At 63.7% G+C, this 15373-nt stretch carries 13 protein-coding genes; 2 read left to right on the top strand and 11 right to left on the bottom strand.

Features of this window, described 5'->3' with window-relative positions; translation table 11 throughout:
- Positions 1-89: 89 nt before the first annotated feature.
- The 10 genes from IF10I1_RS07770 to IF10I1_RS07725 form a co-directional block, all read right to left on the bottom strand.
- Positions 90-1742 (bottom strand): Na/Pi cotransporter family protein, encoded by a 1653-nt coding sequence (locus IF10I1_RS07770; RefSeq protein WP_186391940.1) that lies wholly within the window; start codon positions 1740-1742, stop codon positions 90-92.
- A gap of 254 nt (positions 1743-1996) precedes the next feature.
- On the bottom strand, positions 1997-2839 hold the full coding sequence (locus IF10I1_RS07765; RefSeq protein WP_186391941.1) for a Pnap_2097 family protein: 843 nt from the start codon (positions 2837-2839) through the stop codon (positions 1997-1999).
- Positions 2840-2880: 41 nt separating this feature from the next.
- Positions 2881-4176 (bottom strand): MSMEG_0569 family flavin-dependent oxidoreductase, encoded by a 1296-nt coding sequence (locus tag IF10I1_RS07760; protein ID WP_186391942.1) that lies wholly within the window; start codon positions 4174-4176, stop codon positions 2881-2883.
- 11 nt (positions 4177-4187) lie between these two features.
- Positions 4188-4472 (bottom strand): MSMEG_0570 family nitrogen starvation response protein, encoded by a 285-nt coding sequence (locus tag IF10I1_RS07755; protein ID WP_058899485.1) that lies wholly within the window; start codon positions 4470-4472, stop codon positions 4188-4190.
- Positions 4465-5634 (bottom strand): MSMEG_0565 family glycosyltransferase, encoded by a 1170-nt coding sequence (locus IF10I1_RS07750; protein WP_186424268.1) that lies wholly within the window; start codon positions 5632-5634, stop codon positions 4465-4467. The genes IF10I1_RS07755 and IF10I1_RS07750 overlap by 8 nt, the downstream gene beginning before the upstream one ends.
- Positions 5631-6605, bottom strand: coding sequence for a sll0787 family AIR synthase-like protein (locus IF10I1_RS07745; RefSeq protein ID WP_186392054.1), 975 nt, complete (start codon positions 6603-6605; stop codon positions 5631-5633). Before IF10I1_RS07745 ends, IF10I1_RS07750 begins: the two co-directional genes overlap by 4 nt.
- Before the next feature lie 2 nt (positions 6606-6607).
- Complete coding sequence (locus IF10I1_RS07740) at positions 6608-7150, bottom strand: MSMEG_0567/Sll0786 family nitrogen starvation N-acetyltransferase (RefSeq protein WP_123194620.1); 543 nt, start codon at positions 7148-7150, stop codon at positions 6608-6610.
- Positions 7147-8262, bottom strand: coding sequence for an MSMEG_0568 family radical SAM protein (locus IF10I1_RS07735; RefSeq protein WP_186392055.1), 1116 nt, complete (start codon positions 8260-8262; stop codon positions 7147-7149). The genes IF10I1_RS07740 and IF10I1_RS07735 overlap by 4 nt, the downstream gene beginning before the upstream one ends.
- Entirely contained in the window at positions 8192-9256 is a 1065-nt protein-coding gene (locus IF10I1_RS07730; protein WP_186391944.1) for a Nit6803 family nitrilase, read from the bottom strand. Before IF10I1_RS07730 ends, IF10I1_RS07735 begins: the two co-directional genes overlap by 71 nt.
- Before the next feature lie 112 nt (positions 9257-9368).
- Positions 9369-9851: an MSMEG_0572/Sll0783 family nitrogen starvation response protein gene (locus IF10I1_RS07725; RefSeq protein ID WP_050472672.1), complete on the bottom strand. Its 483-nt coding sequence runs from the start codon at positions 9849-9851 to the stop codon at positions 9369-9371.
- Between the two features lie 11 nt (positions 9852-9862).
- Between IF10I1_RS07725 and IF10I1_RS07720 the strand changes: the two genes are divergently transcribed.
- Both IF10I1_RS07720 and IF10I1_RS07715 read left to right on the top strand, forming a co-directional pair.
- On the top strand, positions 9863-10195 hold the full coding sequence (locus tag IF10I1_RS07720; RefSeq protein ID WP_186391945.1) for a hypothetical protein: 333 nt from the start codon (positions 9863-9865) through the stop codon (positions 10193-10195).
- A gap of 69 nt (positions 10196-10264) precedes the next feature.
- Positions 10265-11668 (top strand): PLP-dependent aminotransferase family protein, encoded by a 1404-nt coding sequence (locus IF10I1_RS07715; protein ID WP_050472876.1) that lies wholly within the window; start codon positions 10265-10267, stop codon positions 11666-11668.
- Between the two features lie 130 nt (positions 11669-11798).
- On the opposite strand, the gene IF10I1_RS07710 is transcribed toward IF10I1_RS07715, so the two are convergent.
- Complete coding sequence (locus IF10I1_RS07710; RefSeq protein WP_186424424.1) at positions 11799-15275, bottom strand: indolepyruvate ferredoxin oxidoreductase family protein; 3477 nt, start codon at positions 15273-15275, stop codon at positions 11799-11801.
- Positions 15276-15373: the final 98 nt, after the last annotated feature.

Here is a 15373-nt window from a genome sequence, read left to right as displayed (position 1 = left end):
AGCAATATCAAACCGGAGAAATTCATTAAAATTGAACGTTAGGTCACCCGAAAGAAAACAATCAAGAATTGCAATATCAAATACCTTATTTAATCTACTGGTTTTCCCGTATCCTGCTGAACACCATCCCGATTTAACGTCAGAAACCAGCGGTCCAGACGCCGGTGCGCCTTCCAGGAGGCCCGGACGCAACGGCGCATATGCTGGATCTGCAGGAGACTGCGTTCGATCGTCTCGACATGTTCGCCTGCCAGGCTTGCGCGGGACAGGAGAGAAGCCTTCGTCAACTGGTAAAGTGTCTCGGTTTCAGTCATCGCCGCTTCAACCATTTCGGGCGGGAGCGGGTTCTCCCGGGAAGGCTGTCCTGCGGTCAGGGCTTTCAGTGCAGACTGGCGCATGCGCTCCACGTCCTGACGGGCCTCTCCCTCCGGCTCCAACGCGGCAACAGAGACGGCTGCCGCCGAGAACTGCGCAACCTCCTCCAGATGCTGCACCCCGCGGATGACATCGGGAATGGCCTCGGAGACTGCTTGCGGCATCGCCTCCTTGTTCATGTGCTCGATAAAGCTGCGGATGGCCCGGCCAAGCGCGAGACTGCCGGTCAGGCGTGCGTCAAGCTCGCCGGTGGCCACGCGCGGTTCAGCCAGACAATCGCGTGCGAAGGCATGCGTGATGCCGGACAGCCTGTCCGTCTCCAGCAGCAGTCCGCGCAAGGCCAGCTGGGGAACCGGACGCAAGGTCGGGTCGAGAAACTCCGGACGGCCGATCTTCTCCTGCGCATTGACGAAACGGTGCTCCAGCCAGTTCACCAGTTTGCCGGTCAGGGGCCAGATCAGGATCAGGCCCATGCAATTGAACAGGGTATGAAAGACAGCCAGCACCAGGGCGATATCGGCAGCACCTGAATCACTTCCTGACACATCTGCCGCAAGCCATTGAGCCAGCTGCAATAATGGATAAAGCAGAACAAGCGCGGCGCAGGCCGTCAGGCTGTTGAAGGCAATATGGGCGGCAGCCACCCGGCGGGCGGGCGGCGTTGCCGAGAGGGCTGCAAATCCGGCCGTGGATGTGGTGCCGATATTGGTGCCGATGACGGCGGCAGCGCCGAGGAACACCGGCAGTCCCGCGCCCGCACTCGACGTCAGCACAAGCGCCATGGCGGCACTGGAGGACTGGGTCAGAAGCGTGAGGCCAATGCCCACGGCCACAAACACGGGAATACCGAGCAGCGGCGACTGGGCAAGGCTGGACAAGGCTGCAGGCACGGCCACGTCACCAAAGGCCTGCTGCAGAAAGCCGATACCGAGGAAAAACGCCCCGAAACCGGCCACCGCCTGACCGAGCCCGGAGAGCCGGCCGCGTGAACCGGCCGCAACCCGGATGATCATCCCCGCCCCCAGCAGCGGCAGGGCCAGACTGACGATATCCAGCTTGAAGCCAAGGGTTGCCACCAGCCAGCCGGTCATGGTGGTGCCGATGTTGGTGCCGAAGATGACCCAGACAGACTGGGCCAGCGACAGAAGACCGGCGTTGACGAAGCCGATGGTCGCAACGGTGACAGCAGTGGACGACTGAACGATCGCCGTTACGGCAATGCCGGCAAGAACGCCCCGCCAGGGTGCGCCGGTGGCGCTGCGCAACAGCCCCTCAAGCGCCTTTCCGGCCGCCAGCTTGAGGCCGTCGGTCATCATCCACATACCGGCGAGAAACAGGCCGGTTCCGCCGAGCAGCAGCGCGATCATGATGAATAACCGCCACGAAAGCAGCCCGCGTGAGCACGCCCCCCGGCCGCAGGGAAGAGCCTTTGATTACGGATGATGACGATCCTCCTGTCATGCTTCTGTATGACGAAGCATGACATTGCCATATCCGGAGATTGGACGCACGTGCAGCCGGAAAGACACCTATGCCGCTGCGTGACAGGGAAAAGGACCATTGCATCCGGAACGGGCAGGATCACAAAGGGCTTTCAGGATGGACTTACCAGCTTGCGGATTTATACAGCGTCATCCTCCCCATGACCGAACAGGACGGATGCGATCACGGAGCCATCCATGCGTCCGACCGTGCAAAGGCTCACTGGCTCAATCTCTTGCCGCGAACACAGACGGATACGCAGGGTTTCGCCCTGGTCGATATTGCCCGTGAACAGCACCACATGTGGTCTCTCGAAGCGCAAAGCTGCGGCCTCTGCCCCTTCCCACTGCCAGAAGGCACGGCCGGCAGCTGCCAGAAACTCGGCAAAATAGAACAGCCCTGCGCCGTTGAACTCTTCAAGCGGGCATGGCTGAAACAGGGTTTCATTCCAGCAAGGCAGCGCGGCGGTATCGAGTGTCCGCAACAGACCGGCGGCCCCGGCAAGGCGGCTCGGCCTGACAGACCCGCTGACATTGGCGTTGCGGAGCATGGAGCGGCGGACCGAACGGTTTGTCCCGGAAGTGCGCGCAACGAATGCGGACTGCAGGACCACGGCGCCCGCAGGCACCCCGTCCACACACAAGGTGAAGAGGCTTTCGCATCTGGCATGCGAGACCGGGTAGAGGTTTGCCGCGATCGACAGGACCGCGTTGGCCCTTGCCTGCGAAAACCGGACATTGCAGCTCAGGGCCGAAATGGCCGCATAGGCCTCCTGCCCGTCCGGTGTGCGGAAATCGGCATTGTCCATACCGAGATCGCGCCCGAGCATCAGCCAGTGGCGGTGCGCCAGCTCCTTCAAAAGCCAGGTGCGCGAAAGACCGAAGGGCGTGAGATGCGGCATGCCCAGAAGGATCTCCGGGCACAACCCCCTGTCCAGCAGGGAGGGCAAAGGCAGGCTGGCAGCAGCACTGCCTTCACTCATACCGGGCAATGCAGCCCGCACCGTCTGCAAGGAAAAGACTGTCAAAGACCCCGGCCTCCAGCCTGTGCAGCACGCGGTGCAGCTTCATGCAGCCCCCTGTTCCTCAGGAAGCCCGTGAGCTGGCCGGCGACATAATCGGCATCCTGCGCGATGCTGAGGAAACGGCCTGATCCCCAGGTCCACAGCCAGGGCAGTCCCAGCACATAAACGCCCGGCACCCCGGTGACGCCGCGCCGCTGGACCGGATAGCCGGTGCCGTCGAAGATGGGAACCGCAGCATAGGACCAGTCCGGTGTGAAGCCCGTGGCCCAGATGATGCTGGTGATGCCTGCGCCATCCAGATCAAGCTCCGCCACCTCCTGCGCCGGCTCCCACAGCGGCACATAGACACTGGCCGGCGGGGCGGTGATGTTGTTGCGGGCAATATGCTGATCGATCAGGGCATTGATGCCGTTATAGACCCGGTCTGCCTCATCGAGGTTCCGGCGCAGGTTCTGCCGGAACTGCATCGTCGCCCCCTTTGCCGTTTCGAAGCGGCCATAGAGCCTCATGCCTTCCAGCGCGAACTTGCGCAGGTCTATATCGCGCCCGCCATCACGGCCGGTCAGGTAATGGTTGGTGTCATGCTTCTTCTTCGTCATTCCGTCATGTTCGACGGTAATGCCGTATTGTCCGATGTCTGTCAGCCAGTCGACCACATCGCGCCCCCGGTAGAACCGGGCACAGCGCGGTGCATTGCCGGTCACCAGATGCACCTGGCGGCCTGCCAGATACAGATCTTCTGCAATCTGGCAGCCGGACTGGCCTGAGCCAATCACCATCACACCGCCGTCCGGCAAGCTTTCCGGGTTGCGGTAATCGGCGGTATGGATTTGCAGGATGTGATCCGGCAGGCGTTCCGCCGCACGCGGGATGAAACGGTCGGCATAGAGACTGGTGGCGAGGATCACCGCATCGGCCGTGACCACCCCCTTGCTCGTCTCGACGCGGAAACCGGAGGGCATCTGCTCGACGAGAGACACCCCGGTGTGCTCGAATATCGGGGCATTCACCTTGGCCTTGAAACGCTCCAGATAATCAAGGATCTCGTCCTTGACCATGAAGCCGCCCGGATTTGGCCCGTCGTAAGGGTGGTCCGGCAGTTGGCACTGATAGTTGGGGGTCACCAGACAGAAGGCATCCCAGCGCTCGTCCTGCCACTTGTGGGCGGCCGTTTTCCGCTCAAAGACGGCGTGATCGACGCCGGCGCGGGACAGGTAGTAGCTGGCGGACAGGCCCGCCTGCCCCCCTCCGACGATCACGGCGCTGTAGTGGCTTTGCAGGGATGGGGTGCTCATGACTGGACCTCTCAAAGGATGAATTGCCTGACCGCGACACAGGCGGCCGGGGTGTTGAAGAGAGCGGCGCGCTGTTCGATGCGGGCGATCTGCCCCAGCGCCAGCGAACAGGGAAAGCCGTAGCGAAGCTTGACCCTGTCGCTGGCAAGGGTCAGCGCCTCGCGGCTGCGGGACAGAAACTCATCGAGCGGATAGGTCTGCCCCTCCTCGAAAAAATCGCGGATGACAAGGGAGGGCGAATAGCACTCCTCCTGCGAGCCATCCGGCCAGACGACGACGAAGCGCATTTCAGGCATTTGCGGGCTCCCTCTCTGCAAGTGAGGCCAGATAGACCGGCAGATGGGCAACAGCCGCCCTGTGCCAGTCATGCGCAGCGGCAACGGTGAAGCCCGCAGCGGTGCAATGCGCCGCCACTTCCGGGCGCAGGGCCGTGAGCATGGCCCCGGCAATGGAGGACGGGCTGTGCGGGTCGCACCAGAGTGCTGCGGCCTCCGGCACGTATTCGGTGAAAGGGGAAATGGCAGACAGAACCACCGGCAGTCCGCTGGCCATCGCTTCCAGCACGGCAAGGCCGAAGCCCTCCTTGACCGAGGCAAAAACCAGGACATCGGCCATCCGGTAAAGCTGAGGCATATCCTCGTCCGCAACGGCGCCAATCATGTGGACCGCGCCCGAAAGCTCAGGCCGGGCTGCCAGTGCGGCCTTGAAGGCGGCCTGGTAATCATGGTGGTCGAGCAGGGAAACGCCGCCCGCGATCACCAGCCGGGCCGATGGCAGAACCGCGCGCGCTTCGGCAAAGGCCAGCAGGATGTTGAGCGTGTTCTTGCGCGCTTCCACCCCGCCGATGGCAAGAAAGACCGGGCCGCCCCCGGATACTCCGAGCCTTGCAGCAAGCCCGGCGCCATCATCTGCCGCCCTGCCCGGCCTGAAGCGCTGGCAATCGACGCCATTGCCGGTGCAGGTGGCGCTGAGCCCCCGGCGGGCCAGATCATCCGTCCAGTGCCGGCTGACGGTGAAAAGCGCATCCGCCGCCGCAATGGAGCGGGCCTGCAGCGCCATCAGCCTCGGATCGGCAAATTCATCAAGATGATGCACCGTGCGCAGGAACCCGGCAATCTGACCGCAGGCAGCCAGATCCGCCAGAGCATTGCCGGAAATGCCGTCATGAGCATGAAACAGGTCAAAACCATCCGTGCCGCGCTGCCGGAAGAAGGCGGTGTAGTCGCGGATGCGCTGTTCCACCATATCCGTCATGCCCGCAGGCGCCTGCGGCACCGCAAAGGCCTCCATGCGGACCTTCGGCTGGCGGAAAAAGCCTTTTCCGGAAGCATCGGGAGCAAACAGCGTGACCTGATGACCCAGAGCGGCAAGAGCCTCGGACACCTGCATGGCATGAACCACACCGCCGCGCGGATTGGTCGAATGGGTCAGCATGGCAATGCGCAGGCTGCGGCTCATACGGCGGCCTCCGCTTGCCTGAACTGCATCAAGGGCTCTGCGGCATAATCGCGGATGATGGCCGAGCCCGCAGACGAATGAACGCTCACGGCTGTTCCGTGCCTGACCTCGCCGATCACCGCAGCAGTGAGATCACGGCTTGCGAAGAGGCCGAGAACGTCTGTCACATGGCGGCCGGGAACCGACAGCAGAAAACCGAAACTCGGGAAGGTGGTGAGCCAGCGCTCCAGGGCAATGCCCGGCGGAACCGGAATGGCCTCAAGATCAAGGCTGATGCCAACGCCGGAACATTCCGCCAGCATGATCGCCGTGCCGGCAATGCCGCCCTGGCTGATGTCCTTGGCCGCCCGCGACCAGCCCGCCTCCGCGATCTGCGGCAGCAGATCGAGATCGGCCCGCAGCCGCTGTGCAGGGGCACCGGTTGCCGTCTCCCAGTTGTTGAAAGGCTCCCGGTAGCGGCCACGATGATCCACAACGGCCACCAGATGCTCTCCCGGTCTTGCATCAAAACTGGTGAGCAGGCAGCTGGCCCGGCCGAGGACGGCTGCGGCGAGCTGCCCGCGGTCCGCCGTCAGATTGGTATGGCCACCGGCAACCGGCACGCCATAGACCTCCGAGGCCGCCTTCATGCCAGCCAGAACCGGACTGGCCCCGGCCTCATTCGGTGCCCAGAGCGCATCCACCACGGCAACCGGCCGTCCGCCCATGGCCGCAATGTCGGACAGGTTCACCATGATGCTGCACCAGCCGGCAAACCAGGGATCCCCGGCGACGAACTCGTTCATGAAGCCTTCGATGGCCAAGAGCAGATAGCCGCTGCCATCGGCAATGGCCGCGCAGTCATCGCCCACGGCAACGGGGCCGCCTGCGAGGTTCAGCTGCTGCGCCGCAACGGCGATCTCCCGCTTGGCGGCAATGCCCCGGCTGGAGCGCAAGGCCTTGACGATCTGGTCAAACTCTTCTGCCCTCATCATCAGGCTGCCTTTCTCGGCAGCGCCGTAAAGCCGGCCTGAGGCGTGTAGCAGGGCGGATAATGCGCAAGATCCGCCTGCATGCGCAGGTGCGGCTTGCCGTGAAGTTCCACCTCCTCCAGCACCCTCCAGCGCATCCGGCGGAAGAGAAGCCCGTTCTGTTCCTGTACATGGGCAAGAAACGTATGCGCGCCCATGGCGTGGGCGGAGGAGACCGCAAGCCGGATCAGGGAAGCCCCCAGGGCGCCAACCTTGCGGTAATCCGGATGGACCGCCAGCCGGGAGCCCCACCACACGCCGGGCTGCTCCTCATGGATGCGCACGGTGCCAGCAACCGCATCAGCCACCACGCCCAGCATTGCCAGTGCAACGATGGGAATTGCGGTCTCGTCGATCGCGTCACGGTCACTGCCGCGAAAGATCCGCTGCTCCTTGCAGAACACCGCCTGACGCAGCGCATGGGCTTGCTCCCGCTCCCAGGAACAGGTGGCAAACTTCACCTGATATTCAGCAGCCCGGAAGGCCTGAACCGGCTCGATCATCATGCCGTCAGCCTCCGCTCATAAGTGGACAGCGCCGAGCAGGCCCCGCATTTGCCGCAGCCGGCCTTGATGTCCACGGCCTTCAGCCCGCTCGTCACCAGCATTTCCGCCAGGGGCTGGAGAATTGCATGCATGAACGCCGCCGATGGCGCCGGATGGCTTTCCAGCGGGGTGCCGGAGATCGGCACGAAGGGCACAACGAAGGGATAGACACCCAGCGCAGTCAGTTTCCCGCACATGTCCAGAATGGCCTCCACACTGTCGCCGAGACCGGCGAGGATATAGGTCGAGACCTGGCCGCGCCCGAACACCTTCACAGCCGCCTCGAAAGAGCTCATGTATTTGGAAACCGGCACCTGCGCCTTGCCGGGCATGATGCGGGCCCGCACCTCGGGCGTGACCGCCTCCAGATGCATGCCAAGCGTATCAATGCCGGCCTCGCGCATGCGCTCGAACCAGACATCATCCTCCGGTGGCTCGCACTGCCCCTGAATTGGCAGATTGACCGCAGCCTTGATGGCCCTTGCACTTTCCGCCAGCACCGCTGCGCCCCGGTCACTGCCCTTCGGCGTGCCCGTCGTCATCACCATATGCTTCACGCCGTCCAGCTCGACGGCAGCTCTCGCAACTTCGGCCAGTTGCTCCGGCGTTTTATGGGCAATGGTCCGCCCGGCAGCGAGGGACTGCCCGATGGAGCAGAACTGGCAGGTCTTGGTGCGGCTCTGATAGCGGATACAGGTCTGCAGCACGGTGGTTGCCAGAACGTCACGGCCATGCAGAACGGCGATCTTGGAATAGGGGATGCCATCCGCCGTGCTCAGCTCATAGAAGCGCGGCCGCAGCGGAAAGCTGACCTCCGCCAGAACCTTGCCGTCGCGGCTGATGCGGCTGCGGCCCTGCTCATCCGGCTTTTCCACCATGTAGGGGCTTTCAAAAGCCGCCGCCGTGTGGACCGGCACCATCACCGTCATGCCATCAACAGTCATGGCCTTGTGGTCGGAAGGCCCGGCACCGCCCCGGCGGCTTTCGTGCCCGGCTTTCGGGTCAACCAGCCTCACTCCGCAGGACTGCAATTCGTTGATCAGGGTTTCTGTCGCTTGCGGGCGCTGCAGCATGTCCATCGGTGTTGCTCCCTGTATCGGCGGCTGCCGGGTCGGTGGAAAATCGGGAAAAGGCGGGTTGGGTGACCGTCAAAGGCGCGGCTGGCCGGTTGTCGAGCGAGAGCGACAGCAGTTCGGGCCGCGCGTAATGGCCAACCGAATCCATCATCCGCTTGCGCTTGAGAATGAGGCTCATGTCGAGGTCGGCGATGGCCAGCCCCTCGCCTTCGGTTACCGGAGTGGTGAGATGCTTGCCTTCCGGCGAAATGATTGCGGTCATGCAGCCGCCGCGAAGCGCCTTCTGCAGCCGCTCGTCAGGGGTGATCGAGCGGATCTGCTCATCCGTCAGCCAGCCGGTCGCATTGACGGCGAAACAACCGCTTTCCAGCGCGTGGTGGCGGATCGTCACTTCCATCTGATCGGCGAAAACCGGCCCTACCAGAGAGCCCGGGAACTGGGCGACATGGATTTCCTCATGCTGGGCCATCAGGGCGTAGCGGGCGAGCGGGTTGTAATGCTCCCAGCAGGCGAGCGCCCCGACGCGGCCCGCCGCGGTTTCAACCACCGTGAGGCCCGCCCCGTCGCCCTGCCCCCAGATCATCCTTTCATGAAAGGTCGGGGTGATCTTGCGGCGTTTCAGGACGAGGCTGCCATCGGCATCAAAGATCAGCTGCGCATTGTAGAGCGAGCCATGGTCCCGCTCGTTGACGCCCAGCACCACGACCATGCCCGCCTCGCAGGCGGCCGCCGCGACGGCCTGGGTCGCACCGGAGGGAACCGTGACGGCCTCCTCATAGAGGCGCAGATGCTCCTGACCCGACAGAACGGGCGGCAGAACGAAGGAAAAATAGGGGTACCAGGGGACGAATGTTTCCGGAAAGACGATCAGCTCGACGCCTTTCCCGGCGGCCTCACGGATCGTCTCCAGTACCCGGGCGAGTGTCTTCTCGCGCGAGGTCAGATCGGGCGCTATCTGGGCGGCGGCGACCTTGACTGATTTCCTGGCCACGGGCGAACTCCTTGGCTTCTCGGTTGGATTTCCGGCGGACTGCAGTGCCTCACGGCATGCTGCAGACCGGCCGCAGACCGGGGTGCAGGCTGGCCCGCACCCCGCAGCAGACTCAGAGCGTCCAGGTGTCGAGGATGAAGGCGCCGTCGCGGCGGTGGATGAGGATCAGATCCAGCACATCCAGCGGATTGATCGGCTTGATGCCCGGGATCAGCGAAGGCTCGCCGTGGCCATACAGCGCCTGCAGGGCAAAACGGCAGGCGTAGACCTTGCCGCCCTCCTCCATGAAGCCCTTGATCTGGTTGTTGAAATTGAGGTGGCCCGGAAAGGCTTCATCACCCAGCTTCGGGAAGCCGCGCTGCACACCAAGCGTGACGCCGGGGCCATACAGCAGAACGGACGTCTCGAACCCCTTGCGCTTCAGGCGCTTGGCCTGGAGCAGGTTGACGAGGCCGATCGATCCCTCAAAGGCCACCGTATGGAAGGTGATCAGGGCTTTTTCGCCTTCCTTCGCCTGAACGTCCTCAAAGACCTTCTCTTCATAGTCGACAAAAAAATCACCGGCTTCGTGGGCGGGTTTGGTTACTGCAGGCATCGAAGGCTCCTGTGACTGAATATCTGCCCTCCTCTTCGGGGCAGCACTCATTTTGCAAGCAGCATGCCAAATTGAATCCGCTCATAAAGCAGTCATTTTCATATCGTATGCATTCAATTATGCATTCAATTTCTCACATCTCGCAATCTGAAGCCCAAAATCCAGACAATATCCTGCCTGCTCTTCCGGCAGAATGCCATACTCTTGATCCAGTCAATATGCAGTCTTTGGGCAGCTTTACCGCCATTACAGATCCCATTGCGGCATTCGGGGCAGAATGCGGTGCCAGCCATGGCAGCCCCTTCGCGCTGCCGCACCTGCGGCAACTTGCGCGCCCCAAGTAGCCACGAAACAGAGGTGACAGGGATTGAATGCATGAATATACAGTCATTCAGCGAATTGAAGGGATCACCATGACCGAGTGGACGCCGGATCTGCGGCGCAGCAGCAGCCCGCGCTATATGGCGATTGCAGATCTGATCGAGATGGACCTGCGCAGCGGCATTCTCGTGGTGGGGGACCGCCTGCCCGCGCAGCGGGAGCTGGCGAAACGGCTCGGCGTGGATTTCACCACCGTGGCCCGCGGCTATGTGGAAGCCAAGAAGCGCGGCCTGATCGGCACCCACGTGGGACGCGGCACCTTCGTGACGGGCGGTCAGGACCGGGAGCGGCGCGGCTTTGCCCTGGACGCGGCACCAGACGCCAGACGGCTGTCTGCCGCCGACTATTCGATGAACATGCCGCCCGACCCGGATGATCCGGAACTGGTCGAGCGCATGCGTGAGGGGCTTTGCGCCGTCGCCTCCTCCATGGTGCCGCTGCTGCGCTACCAGGGCTTCGGCGGCTCGGAGATAGACAAGGACGCTGCCGCCGCCTGGCTGGGCCGCCGGGCTCTGGTGCCGTCACAGGAACGCATCTTCGTGACCCCCGGCGCCCATCCCGCCCTGCTGACCATCCTGACCCTGCTGGCCAAGCCCGGTCAGGTGATCCTGTCCGAGAACATCACCTATCCCGGCATCCGCTCGATTGCGGCCCAGCTGCGGCTGAGCATGTGCGGCCTGCCGATGGATGAGCACGGCATTCTGCCCGACGCACTGGCCCATGCCTGCGCCACCCGCTCGCCCAAGGCCCTCTATCTGAACCCGACCCTGCACAATCCGACAACACTGACCATTCCCGTGCAGCGCCGGGAGGAGATCTGTGCGGTTGCCCGCAAGTTCCGCCTTCCCATCATTGAAGACGACGCCTATGGCTTCATCCCGCTGCATGCGCCGCCGCCGCTGGCCTCGATGGCCCCTGACCTGACATGGCACATTGGCGGGCTGGCAAAATGCATCGGCGCAGGCCTGCGCCTTGCCTTCGTCGCCGCCCCCGACACCAAATCCGCCTGGCCCTTTGCCGCCGCCATGCGCGCCAACTCGGTCATGGCCTCACCGCTCAACATGGCGCTGGCGACCCGCTGGATCGAAGACGGTACGGCCGACATGATCCTGCGCTTCATCCGCAGCGAAACCAGCGCACGCCAGAAGATTGTCGCAGCGCATCTGCCGGCCGGCAGCTACAGCGCCGATCCGATCAGCTTCAACATCTGGCTGCCGCTGACCGAAGGATGGACCCGGTCCAGTTTTGCCGCCCACATGCGCCACTCCGGCCTCGGCATTGTCGCAAGTGATGCCTTCACCGTGGACAGCCAGCCCGGCGAAACCGTGCGTGTGTGCATCTGCGGCCCCATCACCCGTGAAAAACTGCGTCACAGCATCGAGTTCATGGCCCACGCCCTGGAGGGCACGCCCGAGATGGCCGGTTCCTTCTTCTGAAATCTGGCAGGGCAAACCGGAAACAAGAAAATCCGGCACCTGTCAGGTTCACTCTGAACCAGACAGGTGCCGGCAGATTGCCGCCTGCTGTGCCGGGCCTGTGCAGCGCCCGGCTCACTAGGAGCCGGTATTACTCAGCCGCCGCTGCAAACTCCGGCGTGTCTCCCTTGAGCCGCTCAAGCAGTTGCCCGCGCTTGGCTTCTGCCTTCTTCAGGTTCTCCTCCTTCACCGGGCCATAGCCGCGCACCAGATCCGGCACGCGGGCCAGTTCCACCAGCAGGCCGTAGCTGGCCTTGGGCAGCGCCGCGATGATGGTCTGCAGGTCAGCCGAATAGCTTGCCACCAGCGCCCGCTCGGCACGGCGCTCCGCCGTACGGCCGAAGGGATCAAAGGCGGTGCCGCGCAGGCCCTTCATCTTCGACATCAGGCGGAAGGCAGTGAACACCCATGGGCCGAAGCCCATCTTGGCCGGGCGCCCAGTCTTCGGGTCCTTGCCCCGCGACAGCAGCGGCGGGGCGAGCATCACCTTCACCTTCTTCGGATCCTCGAACTGCGCCTTGAGCTTTGCGGCAAAGGCGGGATCGGCATAAAGCCGCGCCACCTCATACTCGTCCTTGTAAGCCATGACCTTGTAGAGCATGTCCGCCGCCGTCTCGGTGAGGCGGAAGGTGCCGGGACCGTGCGCTGCATCAGCTGCCCGCACCGCATTGATCAGCTTGCGGAAGCGGGCTGCATAAGCGGCATCCTGATAGAGCACCAACTCGCGCTCCTGACGGGCAATGCGCTCATCCAGCGTTTCCGGCTCCAGCTTTTCCGGCTGCGGCAGGGCGGCGAGGATCTTTTCGGGCGCTGCCGCCAGCACGCGGCCGGCGCGGAAGGCCTTCACATTGGCCTTCACCTGTGCGCCATTGAGATGCAGCGCCGTCTCGATCGCTTCCGCACTCACCGGCAGCGCACCGCTCTGGAAAGCCATGCCCACCAGCATCATGTTGGCATAGATCCCATCACCCAGAAGCTGCTCGGCAATCGTCGCCGCATCCGCCGCCTTGCACAGGATGGAGGCCGCCTCCAGCGACTTCAGCATCCGCGCCTCGTCAAAGGACAGCGTCTGCTTCAGCACGAATTCCGCCGTGGGCGCCACGCGGGTGTTGGCAAAGACGCGGGTGGCGGAGCGGTTGGTCAGGGCCAGCTGTTCGGCATTGGTGGCCACCACCATGTCGGAGGCGATCAGCACATCAAGACTGGCGGTGGGAACGCGCGGCCCCTCGATGGAGCGGGCCAGCGAGGCAAAACGCACATGCGAGGTCACTGGCCCGCCCTTCTGCGCCAGCCCCGTCATGTCCAGCGTCGAGGCCTGTTTGCCATCCAGATGCGCAGCCATGGCCAGCACGGCCGAAATTGTCGTCACGCCCATGCCGCCGATACCGGCGATGAGCAGGTTCAGCGTCCGCTCCAGACCGGGCAGTTCCACCGGCGGCAGGCCGGCCAGCAGGCCGTCCACGTCCACGCCGTGTGTTTCCGCCTTGCGCAGCGCCGCGCCCTCGATTTCCACGAAGGACGGGCAGAAGCCTTTCACACAGGAGAAATCCTTGTTGCAGCTGGACTGGTTGATCTGGCGCTTCTCGCCGTAGCGGGTCTTCACCGGCTCCACCGACAGGCAGTTGGACTGGACCGAGCAATCGCCGCAGCCCTCGCACACCCGATCGTTGATAAAGAGCCGCAGATCCGGATCCGGATAGGCGCCCTTCTTGCGGCGGCGGCGCTTTTCGGCGGCGCAGGTCTGATCGTAGATGATGACGGTGACGCCATCGACTTTCTGGAACTCTCGCTGCACCTCCATCAGATGATCCCGGTGCAGCACCTCCACCAGAGGCGCCAGATCCTTGCGGCCGGTATAGGTTTCCGGCCGCTCGCTGACGACTGCGATGCGCTCCACGCCTTCGGCTTCCAGCTGCCGCGTCATCTGCGGCACAGTGAGCGGGCCATCATGCGGCTGGCCGCCGGTCATGGCCACCGCGTCGTTGTAGAGGATCTTGTAGGTGATCGGCACCTTCGAGGACACCGCCTGGCGGATGGCCAATATACCGGAGTGGAAATAGGTGCCGTCGCCCAGATTGGCGAAGACGTGGGTGTCGCGGGCAAAGTCCTTCTGCCCCACCCACAGCACGCCCTCACCGCCCATGGCGATCTGCCCGTCAGTGGTGCGGCCCGCCTGCTCCGTCATCGCATGGCAGCCGATGCCAGGCAGCGAGCGCGCCCCTTCCGGAACAACGGTGGAGGAGGAATGCGGACAGCCGGAGCAGAAATAGGGAATGCGCGCCGCACGCTCCGCATGGCCCTGCGCCCACATCACCTGAGTGTTCATGCGGGTGCTCACCTCCCGCATCTCGCCGGTCACCACATCTTCCGGCAGATAGCCGAGCAATGCCCGGATGATCTCGGCAACAGAAAGCTCCAGCACGTCGGAAAGCATCGGCTCGCCTTCCGGCGTGCGCTTGCCCCAGATGCGCGGGCGGGCATCGGCCGGCCAGTGATAGGAGATTTCCTTGATCTGCGGCTCCAGGAAGGCGCGCTTGTGCTCCACCACCATCAGCTTGTTGAGGCCGCGCGCGAACTCGGCCAGCCCCGAAGGCTCCAGCGGCCAGGCGAGCGCCACCTTGTAGACAGCAAGGCCGATTTCCTTCGCCCGCTGCTCGTTGATGCCGATGAGATCCAGCGCCTGCAGCAGATCCCGGTAGGCCTTGCCCGTGGCGACAAGGCCAAGGCGCGGACGGCTGGCGCCGAAGGCCACCCGGTCCAGCCGGTTGGCCCGCACATAGGCCTGAACGGCCGGAAGCCGCACGTCGCGCAGGAGGCGCTCTGTTTCCAGCCGGTTGCCGAGGAGCAGCACACGGTTGAGGTCATGCAGCAGCCAGGGGTCCTGCTCGGGACGTACGAAACGGAGCCGGTCCGGATTGACCGAAATGGTCGCCGAAGCATCCATCGTATCGGCAAGGCAGATCAGTGCCGACCACAGCCCGGCAAAGCGCGACATTTCGAAGCCATGCAGGCCGAAGTCGAGCACATCCTGAATGTCGGAAGGGTTGAGCACCGGGATTTCCGCATGCTCGAAAAAGAACTCGCTCTGGCCCGGAAGGATGGAGGACTTGGCCAGATGGTCATCGCCCGCCAGCGCCAGCACCCCGCCGTTGCGGTCCACGCCCGAGGCATTGGCCTGCTTCAGAACGTCACCGGCCCGGTCGACGCCCGGCGCCTTGCCGTACCAGATGCCGAACACACCGTCGAAATCGGAGCCTTTGCCATGCAGCCTCAGCTTCTGGGAGCCCCAGACGGCCGTTGCGCCCAGTTCCTCGTTGATCCCGGGCTTGAACACCACATCATGGGCTGCAATATGCTTGCGGGCACGGGTCAGTTCCGTGTCATAGCCAGCCAGAGGCGAGCCGCGGTAGCCGGAGATGAAACCGCCGGTCTTCAGGCCGGCAAGATGATCAAGCCGCTGCCGGTCGAGAGCAAGGCGCACCAGCGCCTGAATGCCGGTCAGGTAGATCCGGCCGCCTGTTGCGGTATATTTGTCGTCCAGCGACACCACGGGCGCGTAAGCGTTCATCGGTTCCCTCCTCGGCCGCCTGACGCCCGCCTTCTACTCCCGGGTGCCAGTGCGGTTTCTCAAACACCAATATCCTCCTTTTCGCGGGTGATTTCTGT

It is taken from the genome of Pannonibacter sp. I15F10I1, assembly GCF_900185665.1.
Lineage (GTDB): Bacteria > Pseudomonadota > Alphaproteobacteria > Rhizobiales > Stappiaceae > Pannonibacter > Pannonibacter indicus.
Note: the sequence above shows the minus strand (reverse complement) of the source record. Positions and strands in the feature narration are given on the sequence as shown.